An 18,798-nucleotide genomic window follows, 5' to 3' on the forward strand; every position below is an offset into this window, starting at 1 on the left:
TTTCAATTGTTTTAAATAACGAGATCGTATAATTAAGAAGTATACAACTTGAATACTTACAAAAATACTTAATACAATTGTATTTTCTTTAAACAGTGAGTACTCAAACATCTGTCCTAACGCAGTTAATGCTACTGCCCCGTGTAATGTTGCAACTCCAACTGGAACGAAGAATAAAAGCGCTAAGCGGATTGTGACTACTTTCGATAATTCGCCTCTCGTCAATCCAACTTTTCGAATCATTTCAAATAAACGAGTATCGTCCTCCAAATCAGAAAATAAGCGGAAGTAAAGGAAGCTTCCTGCACAAACGAAAAATACAATACCAATAAAGAAACCTACAAATAAAATGGGTCCTGCGATTTGTAAACTTTGATTTTGATCGTACTCTTCTGCACTAAACGTTGCATGTTCTTGATAAGGCTTAATCTGATTCGTAAGCTCTTTACCAACCTCAATTTCATCTTTCGTTCCTTTTGTTTTATACATATAATCTTTTTCTTCTTTAAATCCATCTTGTAATGAATCATATTGATTTTTAGAGATTACATACACATTACCCATAAGTATTTTACTTAGTGAAGAATCATTAACTTTTTTCACATTTAAGGGCTCATTGGCATTTTGGAAAGAAATTTCTTTTCTTTCCTTTATCGGTGGCCCTGGTATTTCTACTGATAGAAATAAGGCTTCTTTGTCTGATAAAGTATTGAACGGTTCCCCCGTTAACTTCGCATACTCCTTATAATCTGATTCTTTTATAAAACTGGCGTTTCTTAACGACTGCTCCTCCGTTGTCTTCGATGAAATATTTATTTTTGAAGCTGCTATATTATGTTTCTTTAATCCTTCGTCAATAATCTTCAGATGCTGTGACTCATTGCTATTACCTTGCTTAGAATGATAGTGAAACGCAATTGGTCTGTCCATAATTTCTTTCGTCATCGAAGCAAACCCAACCAATGTACCTATTGCTGAAAATGCTACTGTTGAAATAATTGTTACAATAAAGAACATCCTTGCATTATCTCTCATACGGTATGCTAAATCTGACAAAGTAATAATATTTGTCTGTGTCCAATAGAAACGTTTACTTTTTTTACATAATCGAATAATAAAGACACTCAACTGCTTGTACAGCAAATACGTACCGATAGTGACTACCGTTGTAACAGGAATCATCATAATAAATACCATTGCACCATGTGACATAAGAGCGCCTGCATAACCAGCACTAAGCAATACTACTGCTAATATAGAAGAAATAATTGATGCTTTCGGTTCTGGCTTCGCCTCTGCTGATCCTCTAAACAATTTCATAATTTTATTTTTACGAACCATTCCGGCACTAAATAAGGAAATGATAATAAATAATATGAAAAACATAATACTCGTTACAACTATCGCTTTCATCGGTATGTAATAGGATAAGGAAATATCTAGTTTTAATATCATTGGGGCTACAAAAATTAGTACTCCTGAAAACAGCATACCTGAAAGAATCCCGAAAATAATTGCCCCTATTCCAATCATGATATTTTCAAAGAAGATAAGACGCTTTAATTGATATTTCGTCATTCCAAGCATCATTAATATCCCTAGCTCACGTTTTCTCGTTTTTAAAAACATTCCCATAGAATATAAAATGAAGAAAAATGTAAACAAGTAAATAATAGACTGTGCAAAAGACATACTTACGAATACGTACTGTCCTAATTGTCCAGCACTTAATGCCGGATGGAACGCAAAAAATGAATACACAAAAAAGGCCATAATGGCAAATGCACTACTCAAAAAATAAGCTGAGTATGTTCGTCTATTTCGCGTTACATTTCGAAATGCGAGTTCTCTAATGTTCATACTACTTCTCCGCCCTTCTACTAACTATGCTTTTATATTAGTAAAGTACGGAAATACCTTCCATCGATTCAAATGACAAAAACCTTACATTATTGAAAGGTTTAAAAAAATTGCTTATACAAAACAATTTATTTATAATAACTTCATTCATACACGCATTCTATTGTATATTCGTTAGTTTTGCGAAATAATAAAGGATAGAAGTATGTTCCAATATACATATAAACTTATTTACCGCTTTAATATGAATAGGAGGAAAACATAATGACATTACAAGAACAAATTATGAAAGCATTACATGTTCAACCTGTAATTGATCCGAAAGTAGAAATTCGTAAACGAATTGATTTCTTAAAGGATTATGTAAGAAAAACAGGTGCTAAAGGATTTGTACTTGGAATTAGCGGCGGACAAGACTCTACACTTGCAGGACGTTTAGCGCAGCTTGCAGTTGAAGAAGTTCGTAATGAAGGTGGTAACGCAACATTTATCTCCGTACGTCTTCCGTACAAAGTACAAAAAGATGAAGATGATGCACAATTAGCATTACAATTTATTCAAGCTGATCAATCTGTTGCTTTTGATATCGCTTCAACTGTTGATTCCTTCTCAAATCAATATGAAAACTTATTAGGTGAATCATTAACAGATTTCAATAAAGGAAACGTAAAAGCACGTATTCGCATGGTTACACAATATGCAATCGGCGGACAACAAGGATTACTTGTTATCGGAACTGATCACGCGGCTGAAGCTGTAACAGGATTCTTTACAAAATTCGGAGATGGCGGTGCAGATTTATTACCATTAACAGGTTTAACGAAGCGCCAAGGACGTGCTTTATTACAAGAGTTAGGTGCAGACGAGCGACTTTACTTAAAAATGCCAACAGCTGATTTATTAGATGAAAAACCAGGTCAAGCTGATGAAACAGAATTAGGTATTACTTACGATCAATTAGATGACTATTTAGAAGGTAAATCCGTTCCAGCTGACGTTGCTGAAAAGATCGAGAAGCGTTACAAAGTGAGTGAACATAAAAGACAAGTCCCAGCATCTATGTTTGATGATTGGTGGAATTAAATTATATAGAAAAAGAAGCTAAATGGAAATTAGCTTCTTTTTCTATATATTAACGAAATACCCCTACTCTTTTCTCTAATAAATCCTGCAAACAATCTTCATGTTGTTTATTAAACAATGGCGGCATTTTGTCTAACGGGAAAAACTTCAGATCTAATGTTTCATCACCGTCTATTTTTTTGTTCCCTCCAACGATTGAAAACCTAAAGAATATTACAATTGCCTGTGCCTGATCTCCATTCGGATATGTTTGAAAATATTTCGTATACACACCAATGAGCTCATCAATTTCCACATCATATCCTGTTTCTTCTTTAATTTCTCGGATCGCAGTTTCTGCAGCAGACTCCCCAATTTCCATTGCACCGCCCGGAAATCCCCAAGCATTAAAGTCTCCTCTTTTTTGCAGAAGCACTTCACCAAATTCATTAAATACACAACCACCTGCAAAATTCAAAATAACATAATCATGCCCTATTTTTTCACGTAATTCCTTTATATAATTCGCCATCTGCTTCTCCTTTTTATCCATCTTCCATCATTCTTTTTTATCTTTTTCAAGCAATTCAATAATCCGATCTAACTTCTGATTCATATTGATCACGTGTTGTTTTTTCATAATGTTGTTTTGCAATAATCTTTTAATGAACAGAGTAAATGATACAAAAAACAAAGCGATAAGTCCGATTACTAGACAAAAATATATCAATGCAAATATATTATTTTCGAACAAATTCATTCAGCTATCACATCCTCTATTCCTGATCATTTTATCACTCAATTCTAAATAGTCAATAAAATTATAAATCAAACGCAAAAAGAGCACCTTTTAAAGATGCTCTTTTTCATTAATACGTAAATGTAATTGTCGCTAATGAATAACCTGTCATTGCACTATATGGCGCAACTTGATAAGATACACGCTTTGCACCTTTTGGCCAAGTTATTTCATTTAATACTTTCTTTATATCTTGCATCGTTCCATCCATTGACTGCTTATATCGTACTTCTACTTTTTCTGGCTTGGAAGCAAATTGTTGCTGTAATTTTTTCTTAAACTCATTGTAATTTTCCGCTCCATATTGTGCAGATAAATACTTTAAATTTGTTTCTTTTAACATTTGTTCATATACAGCAGTTTTTGAACTACCGGCTTTTATTTTGCTTGTTAATTCGTTGAAGTAACTTGTAGTTGCCGCTGGATATTTACTACGATCCCATTCATGGTCTTTGCTTAATTGGTCATCAGACATATTAAAATATGAATATGTTACGCGCCCAGCTTTATCTGGCACCGGATCATCGAATGTAGTATCAAGGTGGTACCACTTGTTATCAATGTTCACTAAATTCCATGCATGAGCTTGTCCATTCCCTGTACCTGTTACAATATGATTTTGAATACCTGCTTCTTTTAGTAATTGATATGTTAACAATGTATATCCTTGGCAAACGGCAGAACGATTCGCTAACGCTTCATACGCTGTATATGCTTGATAAGACGTATCATATGATACTTGTTTCACAACATAATCATGAATAGCTTTCACTTTTTCATGTTCATCCATGCCTTGTTTAATGATAGAATTTACAATTGCTTTCGCCTGAGACTTTACATACTGTGTTTGCTCTTTTGATTCACGATACTTCACTTGTAATGTAAATGTATAATTCCCAGGCATCCCTTTTATAGAATATTTAGTAGACGCTACATTATATTTTACATACTCATCAGCATCTACAATTTTATTATATTCTTTGTATAATTGGTCCATAACATCTCTAGCATTTCTATCTTTTGTTTTATATGCGATTGTAATATTTTCATCTCGATTATCAATATGTTTTTTTAATTCTTTTCGAAAATCATTTAATAATTTAGCATCTGATTGTGTAGTAACTACAGTCGATTTCGTAGATGCGTAAGATACAGACGACGCGTGTAAGCCACCCATTACAATTGTTGAACAAAGCAGGGCAACTGTCACATACTTATTTGGCTTTCTCATCTTGTCACTCCTTACATTCTATAACTATACGAAAAAGTATCGTATAGTTTCAGAGTATACAATACTTTTCAAAATAGGTCATATGAGATTATGCATATTTAACATTGTAAAAAGGTTGTTCTTTTTACAAGAACAACCTTCTTCATTAACACGTTTGTAATACACAGCATGTATTTTCAAACTGGCGATTTTTCAAGTCTTCATTTCCAATACAGAAATAAAGCATTCCTAAATCTCCCCACATCATATTACAATTTTTAGTATCTGAATCAATTTGGAATAAGAGCGTCATATGCTGTGGATCTATTCCCATATATTGTCCAGTCTCATACAATACCTCATCTTGTACAGAGAATGGTTCTCCAAACATTTGATGATTATCATAGTTGTCTGGGATTAGCTCTTCAAGTAATTGCAAGAAACGATCTGAATCCGCCTCATCTTCAATGAAAAGCTCAGGTAATTTATACGTCAGTTCAAATGAAATTGCACATTGATTAAATTCCCCCTGAACTTCATCTGCTCTACGTAATTGCTCTACAGGGATATCATAATAAAGCACACGTCCCGCTTCGTTTGGATTTACATCTTCTTCAAAGTAATTTTCAATACTAAAGAAATATAACATCCCTGTCTTAGGAAGATTGTGATCCATACCAACGTTTTGTAAATCACTTAAATTAAATTGTGCGATAAAACGTAACGGATTCTCTTTGTATGTTGGATATTCAAATGTATTTGGCAAATCAGGAACTCCGCCCATTTTTGAACTACCTTTTCCGATTGTCTCCTGCACCTTTGGCACAACTTTTATACAAGGAAATATAGTATTTACAAGCTCCTGTTTCAAATGTGTTAGTTCATATTTATCAATTAATACTTCAATTTTCTGTTCCATAAATTCTCCTTACATTTACATACTTATTTGTATCATAGCACAAAGATTATACTTCATTCATTGTAAATTCAACAAGCTCAAGAAAAAACGGGCTCTTCCCTCGTACGCGAACAAGTTTAAAAGAGCATAGTATACATTGTTCCTACAAACATGATATCTCATAATTTCTTACAGTATACTTTCCCTCGTTCATTTTCACTTTTAATATAAGGAGGAATTCCACATGGGTTACGGATATAGTTGCGGTGGTTACGGCGGTGGTTACGGCGGTGGTTACGGCGGTAGTTGCGGTGGTGGTTGCGGTTATGGAGGTTTCGCTTTATTAATCGTTTTATTTATCCTTCTAATCATCATTGGAGCTAGCTGTTGGGGCGGCTTTGTAGGCTGCTAGTAAACTTAAAAACTATTGTAAAAAAGCGCGTACAATACGTGCTTTTTTGCCATTTTCAAATTTCCCATCTGAAAGGAAGTATGTTTAATGAAGATTGATGGTGTTTTCGAGGGAGGCGGTGTACGCGGAATTGCTCATGTAGGGGCAATTTGCGCGTTAGCCGAAAAAGGTTATGAATGGGAACGTTTAGCTGGAACATCAGCCGGCGCTATTATTGCAGCTCTTCTAGCAGCAGGATATTCTTGTTCCGAATTAAAAACTATTGTAACAGACATTGATTATGAAAAATTCACTAAAAAAACTTTTCTTGATAGAATCCCCTTTATTGGTAAAGGATTAAGCGCTTGGTCTACTCTAGGTATTTATTCAAATGTATTTCTCGAAGAATGGCTAGAAGACCTGCTTAGAAAAAAAGGAATTCATTTGTTTACAGACTTACCCGATTTGAATAAACTCAAAATTATCGCTTCAGATATAAGCAATGGTAAAATGGTTATTTTTCCCGATGACTTGCCAAACTACGGATTTTTAAATTATCGCTTCTCTATCGCTAAAGCAGTAAGAATGAGTGGAACCATTCCTTTCTTCTTCGAACCAGTGAAATGGAGAACACCAAAATGGAAACAACCTTGTTATATGGTTGACGGCGGTATTTTAAGTAATTATCCAATTTGGATTTTCGATTCACCGACTTCTCCTCGCTGGCCTACCTTTGGATTTCATTTTGTAAAAGATGAGATTCAAGCTGATCCCGCCCACTATGAAGAACCTATTTCCATGTTCAAAGGACTATTTAAAACGATGATGCAAGCTCATGATTTACGTCATTTAGATAAAGAATCGAAGGCTAGAACTATTACAATTCCAACAGGAACCATTACAAGTACTAATTTTCAATTAACTAAAGAAGAGAAAGAATGGCTCTATAACTCTGGTTATAATGCCGCTAATAAGTTTTTACAATCTTGGAACTTCAGGCAATATGTTGATGAATATAGAGACGGAAATCAGGATCGAAAAACAAATCGGTATTTCCGTCAACTTGACTCATAATTATATTATTTTCCCTATCACACTTTAATAGTAAATAAGCCTAATAATATAGTACATTATTAGGCTTATTTACTTCTTATGTAATCTCCCATTATTTAAGGATAAGTTAACCCTTCTGCTTCTTCTGCGGTAATTACTATGTAACGATTTCCAGTTCTTAACCCTAATAATTCTGCTTTTTCAATTGCATCCTGTTTTGTTTCCGCATAAGCAGCTAAATATTTATCTCCATCAATCATTTGGCAAATCACATATTGTTTCATGGTTTTCTCCTTTTACCCTTTAATTAATTGCGCGATCTTTTTTATTCCAACTTCAATTTCTTCTATAGTTGCATAGGAATAAGAAAGACGTAAAAATTGGTTAGCACTTCTATCATACAAAGTGCCTGGGTTTAATAACACCTTTTCTTGCAAAGCTTTGTCAAATAAACTACGATTCGAAATTGGTAGATTTATATGTAGCCAAATGTAAAAGCTTCCTACTGGCTCATGCCAAGTTGCAATGCCACTACAATACTTTTCTAACATACTTATCATAAAATCTCTACGTTTTTTCAATTCACTTCTTACAAACTGTAAATGTTCATCATACAATCCATTTTCAAACCACTCCGCTGCAATTTGCTGGGATATAGAACTTGAACCATAATCAGTTTGCATTTTTATATCTGCTAATCTTTGAATAACGGATTCTGATCCAACAACCCATCCAATTCTTAAACCAGGACTAATGACTTTGGACATACTTCCAATATGTAGCACGATACCATTTTTATCATATGCCTTTAAAGGCTTTGAAACTGGTGCATCGAACCATAAATCTTGATATACCGCGTCCTCAATAATAGGCAATCCAATTTCATTACATATCTCCATCACTTCTTCCCTCTTCTTAGCGTTCATACTAAAATTGGTCGGATTATGAAAAGATGGGATTGTATATAAAATAGATGCGTTAAATTGTTTCTTATATTTTGTAATATATGAAGTATTTATACCATTCTCATTCATTGGTATTCCAATCAAGCGCATTCCTGCTGATTGAAATACATTAAGCGAATATAAATATGATGGTTTTTCTAATAAAATTGACGCTCCTTTCGGAAGAAGACCCATAGAAATAAGTTGCAGTGCTTGAATTGCCCCCGAAACAATTAAAATAGAGTCAGGAGATACATATACCCCATGCCCTTTTAAATATTCCGCAATTTTTTTTCTTAAATGGAGATTTCCTTTCGGTTCCTCATACCCAAGTGTAACATTTGATTGTAAAATTTTACTAATAATACCCTTCATCTTTTTCTCAGGCAAGAGACTCGGTGAAAGTTCACCTGTTCCTAATCGAATTACATTGGGAGTAAATTCAGCTTGATTAATCTCTTGTACAGCAGGAAGATTCGGATAATGAAGTCCTGTTTCTACATAAGACTGCCAGTTTGGAGGCGGGGCATATGTAGAAGTACTCTCACTATTATTTATAACAATTGTTCCCTTCCGGCCATTCCCCTCAATATACCCTTTTGCTACTAATTCATCGAAAGCCATTACAATTGTACTTCGATTCACTTCAAACGTATGCGCCAAATCTCTTTGTGAAGGTAATTTAGTTCCAACTGTCCATTCCCCATTAACAATTCTTTCTTTTATATAAGATTCTATTTGTTTATATAAAGGAATAGGCGAAGACATATTAGGTTTCCAAACGAGCCTTTCCACTATATCACCTCACATACTTTATGGTTGGTAACCTATCCAACCATATGGATGGATACAAATTTTCATTTCTTCTATACAATATACACTATCATAACTAATCACATTAAGTAGGAGGTAATATGATGAGTGAAGCAATTATTCACGGTATCATCCTTGCATTTGGTCTTATCATTCCATTAGGTGTCCAAAATGTTTTCGTCTTTAATCAAGGCGCGAGTCAACCAAATATTTGGCGAGCTGCTCCTGTAGTCTTGACTGCATCTATATGTGATACATTATTAATATTAATTGCTGTACAAGGTGTATCCCTTGTACTCCTTACTTTTTCTTGGTTAACAACCACTCTGTATATGATTGGATTTTTCTTTCTTATGTATATGGGCTGGGTTATTTGGAGAAGCGATCCTTCAAATGATGTAAAGCAAGAAAAAAGCATGCCTTTAAAAAATCAAATTATTTTCACCGCATCGGTTTCATTACTAAATCCACACGCAATTTTAGATACAATTGGTGTAATCGGAACAAACTCTATACAGTACATAGGAAGTGAGAAATGGGCTTTCACTTTTGCAACAATTATAGTTTCTTGGATTTGGTTTATTAGTTTAGCTTTTGCTGGAAAATTTCTAAAAGGATTAGACTCGACAGGAAAAACGATTACAGTATTAAATAAATTTTCAGGGCTAATCATATGGGGAGTCGCACTTTATATGTTAAAACAAGTTATTTTTCCTAACTAATTAAAGAGAATTGCATGTTGTGTAATTAACATGCAATTCTCTTTCGGATTATGACGTTGGTTCCGGCTTCTGTTTTACCATCATTGTATCTTTTGCTGGTTTAATCCAAATAATTGCTATGACCGCACCAATAGCAGCGAAGATGCTTGTTAAATAAAATACTTCATGGTCCGCCCCTTTCATAAAAAAAGAATACAGGGGTGGTCCAGCTGCTACACCGATAAATCGCATTGAACTATAAAATGACGTAACTGTCCCCCTCTGCTCTTTTTCAATCCCTTGTGTAATAAGAGCATCTAGACACGGTAACGCCATACCAATTCCTCCCCCCATAATAACGAGACAAAGAAGTAGCAAATAGATTCCTTTTAGAAATAAAGGTAAGAAGACAGATGCAGCAGCCAGTAAAAATCCAATATAGATACACTTTTTCATAATATCTTGTTTATCTCCAATTTTTTTACCAGCCATATATGAGCTAAGTGATAGTACAAGTAAAGGAATAGCGAGTACACACCCTTTCCATATACCATGAATATCGTACTTCGACTCCAGTATAGTTGACAGATAAAAAAGTATTCCGAATAAAATAAGCATAATAATTGCACCTAGTATAAAAATGGCAATTAACCATCTTCCCTTTTCTCGAAACGTAGAGATAATAGATTGAATAAATTCTTTAAGTGGTGGGACTTCTTCTTCTTGTTTCTTCGCCTTTACTAGTACCAGTAATAAAACAATCGATATTACACATAAAACTGGAATCGCCCAAAATGGTAAGAACCATACAATAGCTGCAAGAGCTGATCCTAATATAGGACTCAATACTTTTCCAAATGTATTTGACGTCTCAATGATTCCTAAACCTGCACTAACCTGTTTTTCATCTTTGTATAAATCACCTACACATGGTATGACAACTGGCATAGCACCAGCAGCACCTATCCCTTGAATTGCTCTTCCGATAAGAATCCAAACATAAGGGTTATCAACTTTCCATGATACCCAGCCCGTTATCGCTCCTCCAATAGCTGCAATTAATAAACTTGGAACCATTACCATCTTTCGTCCCCATCTATCTGATAAATAACCAGCAATCGGTATAAGTATAATTGCAATGATAGAATAAATTGTAATAATCATGGATACCTGGAAAGATGAAATATGTAATTTCTTTTCAATGGTTGGCAGGATTGGAATAAGCATTGAATTACCTAACGTCATAACAAGTGGAACTGATGCAAGTGCAATTAAACAACAGTTTTCTTTTTTTAACATGTTGATTTCGGAACCTTTCATCATATATTTCTTACCATGTAATAGCCCTGCTGGAAATTATGTTTACATTCCACCAGGGCTATTTCATCTTTACTACTTTCCATTTACAACAAAAGAAATTGGGGAAAATATAGCATTACTCCTATTCTTTGAATCCTGTTCACAATATATCCATACCAATTAATTGAAAATAAAAAAGAAAGGAAGAATCCTTCCTTTCTCCTATAACCTTCTACATTTAGCGAGTATATCCGCCACCAAGCTGTTGTTCTGCCATCGCTACAAGGCGCTTTGTAATTTCACCGCCTACAGAACCGTTTGCACGTGAAGAAGTATCAGCCCCAAGCTGTACACCAAACTCTTGTGCAATTTCATATTTCATTTGATCTAGAGCTGCTTGTGCTCCATGTGATGCTAATTGATTAGCGTTACGATTTCTAGCCATTACCGATCACCTCCTTATATATATTAAATTGTACCAAATCCGAAATTGAATACATGGTAATTTTTGGTTATTTATTCCATAAAAAAAGAGTCTCTTAAACAAGACTCTTACATCATTTCATCTTATGAGGTTACTACTTCTAATTTTCTACTTGTTAATGCTCTCATTTCTTCTTTTAATATATCTTTCGCATTATGCCCAAACCATTCAAGCGAAGCAAAATGATCAGTATCTCTCACTTCCCGGATGATTTCATCATAATTTACTATACCTTCAAATAACGGAACCATTCCTATACGACTTCCAGCAGCGGCATATACATTATTTGGTTCAAACACGTGTAAATACTCCGCTGATGATATATTCTTAAAATGGTAATGTTGTATCCACGGCTTTAGTCGCTGGAAACTATCTATAGGGTCTGCACCAGACTCCCATATATGAAGGAAATCGAGGTTTATTTTCAAATATGGATGATTTACTTCTTCTAACAATTTCAAAGTAGACGGCAAAGTATCCGTTAACGTATTTGGATGTGTTTCTAATAGTATATACATATTGTGCTGAGCAAATAGATCACAAATCATGCGAATTCGCTTCACATACTCTTTTCTCTCTTGTTCCGAGAAATCCTCACTACCTTTTTGCCCGGCAAACGTACGAATTTTATTTGTATTAAACCAATTAGCTAGTGTTACCAGCTGTTCACATTTTCCCATCGTTTTTTGAAAATCTGCTAATAATGATATGTCCAAGTAATCACTTATCATCGTAATTTCTAAATTTTTATCCTTTAAATAATCTATTTCTCGTTCTGTCGTTTCACGCTCTTGCATATATAAATTTTGTGCATGGGTCCCCCACAACTCAATTCCTTCAAAACCGTTTTCATATGCAAATTGAACAATATCAGTAAATGAAATTAGTTGATGGCGAAATGAAATTGTACATAGCGAATATTTCATTGGTTTGAGCTCCCTTACCTTAAATTCAATGAACTTGTATTAGTTAAGACAGACTGATTTGTTTTCATATCTTTCCATGACAGAAACTGTCTCTCTAATTCATCCTTAATCTGCAGTTCAATTGTATTCATTTCATCAAGTTTTTCAATAATCGGTAATAACATATCTTTATTATTTGTCATTGCCATTTTAATAGCACGGTACTGTACATTTGTAAACCCTTGTACAATGTCTTCCACTCGATCACACCAATAATCAAATTCTTGCTCCGAATATTGTAACGTTTCACGGAAGTATGCAAAGGCATGTTCATAGCTATATTTACGTATTGCCAATACGGGTATTTGCTTTACTGCCGTTACGAGCCCGGAAAGTGAATACCCATCCTCTTCATTTACCATTTTTATTATTAATTCTTTTAATTCCATTGTTAGTTCATTATCATCTTTTTTGAATGTTTCCATGAAATAACTTTCTACCATCTCTTGTGTTGGCTCCTGAATTCCTTCTATATCAATGAAATAGCCTCCACCAAATGGGTTGTCTTTAACAGAATGGAGCACTTTTTCTCTTTCCATATTCCCTTCCCAGCGAAAATCAGGATCAAGCATGAACCATTCCTCTTCTTTCTCTGTCTTCGATATCATTAAGTAATGCGGAAACGGTTTTTGATGAAACTTATTTTCTCTCTCAGGCAATAAAGACATATCAACCATTACAATTACGTAACGATTTTCAGGCTTATTTTCTACTAATTCTAAAAATTTTTCTACATTGCTACTTTTTTCTTTTGAATGATCGTACCATTCGTTCACTTTAATACCATACAATTTTTCATACCAGAGTAAGTAGTTATCATGGTTAATGTTTTCGGAATGATAAGAAATAATCCCGCCTTCTGTTATATCAAAATCTCCATCCCATAATCCGAAATAAAATGGCCGGAAATCTATATCGCTACGCCTTTTTATAATTTCACAAAAACAACTCACTAAACAGTGAACTTTAATTGAAGTCATACTCTCATCCACTTTCCTAAAAGGTTAGTTATTCACATTTACTTCGTGTAACGGCTGCAACTCTTCCATAAAGTCAAGCAAAGATCCTACAGTAAGAAACGCCTTTGGGTCTATCTCATCCTCTGGAACGCATAGCTTTAAATCCATTTCTATGTATACTATAAGCTGTAACATCATTACCGAATCTATATATAAATCTTGATTTAAACGCATCGTTTCTTCTAAATGCGTTACATTTTTCAGTTCCATTTTTTCTCTCATAATGCTTAAAACTGCTTCTTTTAACATTTCACGACTCATGTTGTTATCTCTCCCATCTCTAATAACTTACGACTTACTTTCCCTGTTTTATTTTTCGGAATCTCTGCTACATTTTCAATTTCATGCGGTACTTTATAAAACGGTAAATGCTGTATGCACCATTCTCTTATTTGTACTGGTTCAATACGAGAGACTACTTTCGCTTTTACAATCTCCCCCATCACAGGATGCTTGCCGCGGTATACAATCGCCTCCTGAATACCTTCTAATCGAAGCATCGTTTCTTCCACTTCTATAGGAAAGACCTTCAGACCGGACACATTAATAACATCATCTATTCGCCCCATGAAATGAAGGCCTTGCTCAGATTTATACCCTAAATCTTTCGTATAAATCTCCTTTTCAGCAATTTTCACTACGATTTCTTCAGGTTCATCTTCATTTGAACCTATGTTAATACTTACATGAGGAAGTGGTTTTCCTAAATCCAAATGTGTTTCCATAGCATGACATATACTAATGCAACCGGCTTCAGAACAGCCGTACTGCTGCATCATGTATTTCGTCATGCCCTTTAACTTATAAAATAGCGTTTCTGGCAAAGGTGATCCTGATGTCATAATTTTATGAAACTGAAACGTCCCTTGTGGAAAACTCCCCATAATATGTAACATAAGTGGTACTGCATATATGATATGTTTTTCGGTATTACGAATTATATTTAATGCGAATTTAGGGTTTTTATTTGTGATGATTATAGGCTTGCTACCTCTCGTAATTGCTGATAACGTGCCACAAATTAATCCGTATGAATGTGAAACTGGAGCCATTACAATTGGAACTTCGTCTTCTTCACATTTTAAAGCTTTATTGTAAGCAGCAATTTCCGTTTCAATTTCCGTCCATGCTCTACGAATTAGTTTTGGTTCTCCTGTTGTGCCTGAACTATATTGCAATAAAGACGGTTCTTCTTGTAATAGATTTGGAACTTCTAATTTTGTAAAGTCGTTACTTTCTCCGTATAAAAGTGCAGTACACTTTGCACGCTTTGCCATTTCAATAGCTGTATCCTTTGGCGTATCTTCATGAATAAGTAGCACAGATGCTCTTTTTTCTTTTAGGAAAAACACAAGCGTAATAATATCGAATGGATCTTTCAGACAAAGTGCAAATCTATTTCCTTCTGCTTCTTGAAAGTGTTCCACTCCCTCGTAACCTTGTAATCTCAATTCAAAATCATTTTTGCTAAATTCTTGTTTATTAACGATTAGCATGATTTCCCCCTGTAACAACTGATTTTTGTATTGTAAGTTGCTTTGCTCTATACAACGGATTTGGAACTTCATGAACAAGTGATTCCACATCCATATATAAGCGCCGCTTCGTTAATTGCTCTGCATGAAATGTAGGTGCATATAATTGTAATGCTTCAAAACGTTCTTTCGAATGTGAAAATCTTTCAAAATGATCTTCTACTTCTTCAACAAGAATGATCCAAAATTGTTCCTCTTTCAACTGATACTCATCTGCCAACACGAAAGCCAGTTCACCTAGATTGAATAGGAAAAGCGCATCTAAAACCATTTCTTGCAAACATCCAATACGGTCCATTTCAAAGAAATCATTCATTTGACCATTCGCATATGTTTTATGCATTTTAGTAAAGTCAGGACATTTTTCGATTTCTTTCAAAAATGGACGATAAAACTCCAGTCCTTCATGAAAATCTTTTAGTGCAATACGGACTGGTATTCCTTCTTCATGAACTAAAATCATGTTTTGTCCATGTGATTCTAATGCGATTCCATGCTCTACAACGAGGTGTACAACTGGGATAATTGCCTTTCGAATAAGCAATTGTAGCCAGCTTTCTACTCCATATCTCTTTAACCACAAATCAATAATTGGTGTCCCATCTTTTCCCTTGGCATATAAACCGTTAAATGGGATTGCCTCTTCTTTCTTATTTAAATATTTGTGAACGCTTTCGCGCCAAATACATCCTAATGAGCCATATGTAGCTTTTTTATTCGCATCGTACGTAACACTCGAAAATTCATTTAACAAAATTAAACGCGATTCATCCCTTAAATACGGATCATGATCTACTATATCTTTTAACCAATTCGATATAGCAGGTGCACTCACAACCGAATGTGGTTTTAATGTACGGATAGTTGAAGTATTAAGTAAATTCATTGATAACTTTACATATGGTTTCGCTCGGTTCGTAACATTTCTTAATGTCCGCATCGACTGTTGCGCGCAATAATCATCTTCTGATTTCCCTAAATAAATAATATATTTATCCTGTATATGGTCAGTATAATTCGGAATAATGAAGTTCTCCCACTGCCAAGGATGAACAGGTATAAACATATACTTCTTCGAATCACAGTCCATTTTTCGAATACGATCTATATACTCTTCGATTTTCTTTTCACCAATTTCTTCTTTAAAGGTACAGTTATAACTCTCTTCACTTTCATATCCTACAGTCGTATATTTCTCATGAACTGCAATCCATATAATTTTCATTGGTTGCATAAATTCAAATCCATATTGAAAATTATCACGATATTGAAACCCGATGCGTGCTTTATAACTAGGATGATACGGGTGTCCATCTATTAAATGACTTTCAAGCTCATCATAAGATTTCGCAAGATAGTCTTCTTCACAACTTCTCTCATATTGTGCAATCGTATCTTTAAAGATTGTTTGTTCTAATTCTTGAATAAAAGAATCCAATTTCGTTCGATCAACTTGAACAATTCGAAAAATCTCCTGTAAAAATTGTGAAACTGATTGTATTTCTTCTTCCTCATCTTGAACTCTCATTATTAATGAGGCATGTAAACAAATACGCCCAAATGTCATACGTTCTTGTCCATAACACTGGTATGTTACATCTTGATTCTTTTCATCAAGACCTTGTATAATAAAAAGTATTTTCTCTCCCTTTTGTATACGAATCGGCGTTATGATTTCTTCATAAATTAACGATTCTACTAGCTGCCGGAATACTCTTCTTCTTACTGAAATGTACTCTTTTGATTGGAGTGCCTTCAATATTTTCGCATGATAAACTTCTTCTTTCATAAATCCCTCCGCTATAATATGGAATATCAAATTCCATTATTTGTATTACGTGAAATTTCAGCACTACTTATGAACGAACAGCCACTTCTCTAACGAGTGGATTATCTACTTGTACATAAATTGCTTGCTCTAAAGGATTTGTCAGTTCATCAACGTCGAAAAATCTCGTTAGCAAATTTGCTTTACATGCCAATTTATTTTCTTCCAACAATTCACTTAAAAATGTAGAAGGTTCGCGGTTATATGGAAGGAACGATTCAAGTACAGACCTTAATTCCGAAAGAAGAATTTCCTCCTTTATTAATCCTGCTGTACCAAAACCATTAATTAGTCCAAACATATGATTGAAAATTAAATAGTAACGAAATCTTTCATCTACAATGTAATCATCATATAAATTCCCAGTGCGTTCACCAATACCGGCTAGTTCATTATCTAGCACTGACTTCATTGAATTGCAGAAATAAAAACCTTGATTATCACGGAAGTAAAACTTAACTGGATAACCATCTTTCAATTGAACAACACTATTTTGTTGATGTGCTTCTAATGCCACGCCATAACGTAAATACATCCATACCATTGGCTTTAAAGAGATATTCATATATCGTCTAAACCACTCTAAACTTACCTCTTCACAGCTTCTATCTTCTAAATCCGCTAAGCGATGGATAATATTTGCTAAACGAGTTCTTTCACCCGGAATTGCATCTTGTACTAATCCAGCGATAAGCGTTGCGTCATTCGCATTTTCACTATAAAAAGGATTCTCCCGAATAATTACTTCAAATCCGGACTCTTGCATACCATAATTTATTGTAATGAAGGCGGGATCACATATAAAATCAAACCCAGGAAACTTTTCTAACACTTCACCAATTTTAGTATTTAACATTTCCTTCCCTTCAGGACCACTCTCAAGTTCCTTCAATTTATTAATACGCATTGAATTCGTCACCTTTACAGGGAATGAAAATTTAAGCATGTACTTGGAATGAGGATGATATAACGTCCTAAGTGATGATGTCGCCATATAACACTTACCTACTGGACCGATATATTCAAGATCGCCTTGATTCATCCAATTTTGCACATAAGATTGATGTAATAGCCATTCTGCTTGTAGCGGATGGATTGGAATTAATGAATATTCATCTTCTTGACAGTACTTTTCAATAAATTCTTGATTAACCTTTTCATCGTACTTTAATTCCTTTTTTATCATCGCCGTTGTGGAATCTTGTAACAATGACTTTTCATTTACTATACTTTTATGTGCCCGAAAATAGTGAAGTTGGCACTCCCCTTTTAATTCAGGAGAATACATTGAACTTTTCCAATCCAATATACCTTGTCTACTCTTTGGTGTAGGATGAGTTAAATGTCCAAATAATAAAGATTGCTCCGCCTCTATAAAAGTCGTATGGAAACCATATAATTCAGCTGTATCCTGCTCCCTTCCTTGTATAAACTTCTCAATATTTTGACAACTACGAATAACTCGAAGCATAAGTTCATCAGGATTCTTACCTTCTCCATAGTTAATAGACATTTCCTTTATTAAAAACATAATAACCGTAATATAATCTGCTTTAATAACATTTTTATTTTCGCCAATTTGGTAATAAAATTGTTCTCCAAATAGATGACGGTCCGTTGATGATTTATATATAACTTCCCCATACAAAGTAACGTTTTGTGCCGATAAAGGGCAGCATAAATAAGTGGGGATAGTATCTCTTTGAAATGAATGGCAGAAAATACCCTCTATCCTTTTATCCTCCGTAATCCATTCTCCACTTCCTGTTTCTCTTAAATAACAATTTAAAAAGCTTTGTATTGTTGCATGTTCCGCGATTTGTTTCGCATGCTGCATACTGCTCCTCCTCTTTTAGACGAACACTATCATTTTTTTATAAAACTTCTGACAGTTGAATTTTATTATCAACTATGATTCTAATTGATAATGATAATCA

At 34.4% G+C, this 18,798-nt stretch carries 19 protein-coding genes; 4 read left to right on the forward strand and 15 right to left on the reverse strand.

Annotated features, from left to right (window positions below):
• Nucleotides 1-1,860 (reverse strand): FtsX-like permease family protein (locus AB3X48_RS07405; protein WP_367959194.1); only part of this gene is annotated, 1,860 nt, incomplete at its 3' end.
• A 264-nt stretch (nucleotides 1,861-2,124) separates the two neighbouring features.
• Here AB3X48_RS07405 and nadE point away from each other — a divergent pair.
• Complete coding sequence (nadE, locus tag AB3X48_RS07410) at nucleotides 2,125-2,943, forward strand: NAD(+) synthase (RefSeq protein WP_016104593.1); 819 nt, start codon at nucleotides 2,125-2,127, stop codon at nucleotides 2,941-2,943.
• A gap of 49 nt (nucleotides 2,944-2,992) precedes the next feature.
• Here nadE and AB3X48_RS07415 read toward each other — a convergent pair whose 3' ends face one another.
• The 4 genes from AB3X48_RS07415 to AB3X48_RS07430 all read right to left on the reverse strand — a co-directional run bounded on the left by AB3X48_RS07415 (nucleotide 2,993) and on the right by AB3X48_RS07430 (nucleotide 5,850).
• On the reverse strand, nucleotides 2,993-3,454 hold the full coding sequence (locus tag AB3X48_RS07415; RefSeq protein ID WP_002158230.1) for an NUDIX hydrolase: 462 nt from the start codon (nucleotides 3,452-3,454) through the stop codon (nucleotides 2,993-2,995).
• Between the two features lie 27 nt (nucleotides 3,455-3,481).
• Nucleotides 3,482-3,682 carry a DUF4083 domain-containing protein gene (locus tag AB3X48_RS07420; RefSeq protein ID WP_016104592.1) on the reverse strand — a complete coding sequence of 67 codons (201 nt, stop codon included), beginning with the start codon at nucleotides 3,680-3,682 and terminating at the stop codon, nucleotides 3,482-3,484.
• A 109-nt stretch (nucleotides 3,683-3,791) separates the two neighbouring features.
• A complete protein-coding gene (locus tag AB3X48_RS07425) occupies nucleotides 3,792-4,952 on the reverse strand; it encodes a transglutaminase domain-containing protein (protein WP_016104591.1) in 1,161 nt (386 codons plus the stop codon).
• 145 nt (nucleotides 4,953-5,097) lie between these two features.
• Nucleotides 5,098-5,850, reverse strand: coding sequence for a YwqG family protein (locus tag AB3X48_RS07430; RefSeq protein ID WP_002158233.1), 753 nt, complete (start codon nucleotides 5,848-5,850; stop codon nucleotides 5,098-5,100).
• Nucleotides 5,851-6,073: 223 nt separating this feature from the next.
• Between AB3X48_RS07430 and AB3X48_RS07435 the strand changes: the two genes are divergently transcribed.
• Together AB3X48_RS07435 and AB3X48_RS07440 are read left to right on the forward strand one after the other, a co-directional pair.
• Nucleotides 6,074-6,241: a YjcZ family sporulation protein gene (locus AB3X48_RS07435; protein WP_088098983.1), complete on the forward strand. Its 168-nt coding sequence runs from the start codon at nucleotides 6,074-6,076 to the stop codon at nucleotides 6,239-6,241.
• An 87-nt stretch (nucleotides 6,242-6,328) separates the two neighbouring features.
• Nucleotides 6,329-7,294: a patatin-like phospholipase family protein gene (locus tag AB3X48_RS07440; RefSeq protein WP_078181412.1), complete on the forward strand. Its 966-nt coding sequence runs from the start codon at nucleotides 6,329-6,331 to the stop codon at nucleotides 7,292-7,294.
• A gap of 95 nt (nucleotides 7,295-7,389) precedes the next feature.
• Here AB3X48_RS07440 and AB3X48_RS07445 read toward each other — a convergent pair whose 3' ends face one another.
• Nucleotides 7,390-7,557, reverse strand: coding sequence for a DUF3933 family protein (locus AB3X48_RS07445; protein WP_000816387.1), 168 nt, complete (start codon nucleotides 7,555-7,557; stop codon nucleotides 7,390-7,392).
• Between the two features lie 12 nt (nucleotides 7,558-7,569).
• Nucleotides 7,570-9,012, reverse strand: a complete 1,443-nt coding sequence (locus AB3X48_RS07450) for an aminotransferase-like domain-containing protein (protein WP_016104588.1) — start codon at nucleotides 9,010-9,012, stop codon at nucleotides 7,570-7,572.
• 122 nt (nucleotides 9,013-9,134) lie between these two features.
• Between AB3X48_RS07450 and AB3X48_RS07455 the strand changes: the two genes are divergently transcribed.
• Nucleotides 9,135-9,752 (forward strand): LysE/ArgO family amino acid transporter, encoded by a 618-nt coding sequence (locus AB3X48_RS07455; RefSeq protein WP_016104587.1) that lies wholly within the window; start codon nucleotides 9,135-9,137, stop codon nucleotides 9,750-9,752.
• Nucleotides 9,753-9,800: 48 nt separating this feature from the next.
• On the opposite strand, the gene bcbE is transcribed toward AB3X48_RS07455, so the two are convergent.
• The 8 genes from bcbE to AB3X48_RS07495 all read right to left on the reverse strand — a co-directional run bounded on the left by bcbE (nucleotide 9,801) and on the right by AB3X48_RS07495 (nucleotide 18,698).
• On the reverse strand, nucleotides 9,801-11,051 hold the full coding sequence (bcbE, locus tag AB3X48_RS07460; protein WP_078173203.1) for a bacillibactin exporter BcbE: 1,251 nt from the start codon (nucleotides 11,049-11,051) through the stop codon (nucleotides 9,801-9,803).
• Between the two features lie 217 nt (nucleotides 11,052-11,268).
• Nucleotides 11,269-11,475: an alpha/beta-type small acid-soluble spore protein gene (locus AB3X48_RS07465; protein WP_000113539.1), complete on the reverse strand. Its 207-nt coding sequence runs from the start codon at nucleotides 11,473-11,475 to the stop codon at nucleotides 11,269-11,271.
• Between the two features lie 122 nt (nucleotides 11,476-11,597).
• Nucleotides 11,598-12,440: a sugar phosphate isomerase/epimerase family protein gene (locus AB3X48_RS07470; protein ID WP_016104586.1), complete on the reverse strand. Its 843-nt coding sequence runs from the start codon at nucleotides 12,438-12,440 to the stop codon at nucleotides 11,598-11,600.
• 14 nt (nucleotides 12,441-12,454) lie between these two features.
• On the reverse strand, nucleotides 12,455-13,459 hold the full coding sequence (locus tag AB3X48_RS07475) for a DUF6005 family protein (RefSeq protein WP_016104585.1): 1,005 nt from the start codon (nucleotides 13,457-13,459) through the stop codon (nucleotides 12,455-12,457).
• 24 nt (nucleotides 13,460-13,483) lie between these two features.
• On the reverse strand, nucleotides 13,484-13,759 hold the full coding sequence (gene asbD, locus AB3X48_RS07480; RefSeq protein ID WP_002158241.1) for a petrobactin biosynthesis protein AsbD: 276 nt from the start codon (nucleotides 13,757-13,759) through the stop codon (nucleotides 13,484-13,486).
• A complete protein-coding gene (locus tag AB3X48_RS07485; protein ID WP_016104584.1) occupies nucleotides 13,756-14,994 on the reverse strand; it encodes an AMP-binding protein in 1,239 nt (412 codons plus the stop codon). The genes asbD and AB3X48_RS07485 overlap by 4 nt, the downstream gene beginning before the upstream one ends.
• On the reverse strand, nucleotides 14,981-16,822 hold the full coding sequence (locus tag AB3X48_RS07490) for an IucA/IucC family protein (RefSeq protein WP_016104583.1): 1,842 nt from the start codon (nucleotides 16,820-16,822) through the stop codon (nucleotides 14,981-14,983). The genes AB3X48_RS07485 and AB3X48_RS07490 overlap by 14 nt, the downstream gene beginning before the upstream one ends.
• A 67-nt stretch (nucleotides 16,823-16,889) precedes the next feature.
• Complete coding sequence (locus AB3X48_RS07495; RefSeq protein ID WP_016104582.1) at nucleotides 16,890-18,698, reverse strand: IucA/IucC family protein; 1,809 nt, start codon at nucleotides 18,696-18,698, stop codon at nucleotides 16,890-16,892.
• Nucleotides 18,699-18,798: the final 100 nt, after the last annotated feature.

The organism is Bacillus sp. S4 (assembly GCF_040838205.1).
GTDB classification, from domain to species: domain Bacteria; phylum Bacillota; class Bacilli; order Bacillales; family Bacillaceae_G; genus Bacillus_A; species Bacillus_A cereus_U.

What these genes read in the sequence shown, in the direction of transcription:
- bcbE (WP_078173203.1), bottom strand. Translation starts at nt 11,051, where the DNA reads ATGAAAGGTTCCGAAATCAACATGTTAAAAAAAGAAAACTGTTGTTTA.
- AB3X48_RS07495 (WP_016104582.1), bottom strand. Translation starts at nt 18,698, where the DNA reads ATGCAGCATGCGAAACAAATCGCGGAACATGCAACAATACAAAGCTTT.
- AB3X48_RS07475 (WP_016104585.1), bottom strand. Translation starts at nt 13,459, where the DNA reads ATGACTTCAATTAAAGTTCACTGTTTAGTGAGTTGTTTTTGTGAAATT.
- AB3X48_RS07415 (WP_002158230.1), bottom strand. Translation starts at nt 3,454, where the DNA reads ATGGCGAATTATATAAAGGAATTACGTGAAAAAATAGGGCATGATTAT.
- AB3X48_RS07470 (WP_016104586.1), bottom strand. Translation starts at nt 12,440, where the DNA reads ATGAAATATTCGCTATGTACAATTTCATTTCGCCATCAACTAATTTCA.
- AB3X48_RS07455 (WP_016104587.1), top strand. Translation starts at nt 9,135, where the DNA reads ATGAGTGAAGCAATTATTCACGGTATCATCCTTGCATTTGGTCTTATC.
- AB3X48_RS07430 (WP_002158233.1), bottom strand. Translation starts at nt 5,850, where the DNA reads ATGGAACAGAAAATTGAAGTATTAATTGATAAATATGAACTAACACAT.
- AB3X48_RS07465 (WP_000113539.1), bottom strand. Translation starts at nt 11,475, where the DNA reads ATGGCTAGAAATCGTAACGCTAATCAATTAGCATCACATGGAGCACAA.
- AB3X48_RS07485 (WP_016104584.1), bottom strand. Translation starts at nt 14,994, where the DNA reads ATGCTAATCGTTAATAAACAAGAATTTAGCAAAAATGATTTTGAATTG.
- AB3X48_RS07420 (WP_016104592.1), bottom strand. Translation starts at nt 3,682, where the DNA reads ATGAATTTGTTCGAAAATAATATATTTGCATTGATATATTTTTGTCTA.
- nadE (WP_016104593.1), top strand. Translation starts at nt 2,125, where the DNA reads ATGACATTACAAGAACAAATTATGAAAGCATTACATGTTCAACCTGTA.
- AB3X48_RS07490 (WP_016104583.1), bottom strand. Translation starts at nt 16,822, where the DNA reads ATGAAAGAAGAAGTTTATCATGCGAAAATATTGAAGGCACTCCAATCA.
- AB3X48_RS07440 (WP_078181412.1), top strand. Translation starts at nt 6,329, where the DNA reads ATGAAGATTGATGGTGTTTTCGAGGGAGGCGGTGTACGCGGAATTGCT.
- asbD (WP_002158241.1), bottom strand. Translation starts at nt 13,759, where the DNA reads ATGAGTCGTGAAATGTTAAAAGAAGCAGTTTTAAGCATTATGAGAGAA.
- AB3X48_RS07435 (WP_088098983.1), top strand. Translation starts at nt 6,074, where the DNA reads ATGGGTTACGGATATAGTTGCGGTGGTTACGGCGGTGGTTACGGCGGT.
- AB3X48_RS07425 (WP_016104591.1), bottom strand. Translation starts at nt 4,952, where the DNA reads ATGAGAAAGCCAAATAAGTATGTGACAGTTGCCCTGCTTTGTTCAACA.
- AB3X48_RS07445 (WP_000816387.1), bottom strand. Translation starts at nt 7,557, where the DNA reads ATGAAACAATATGTGATTTGCCAAATGATTGATGGAGATAAATATTTA.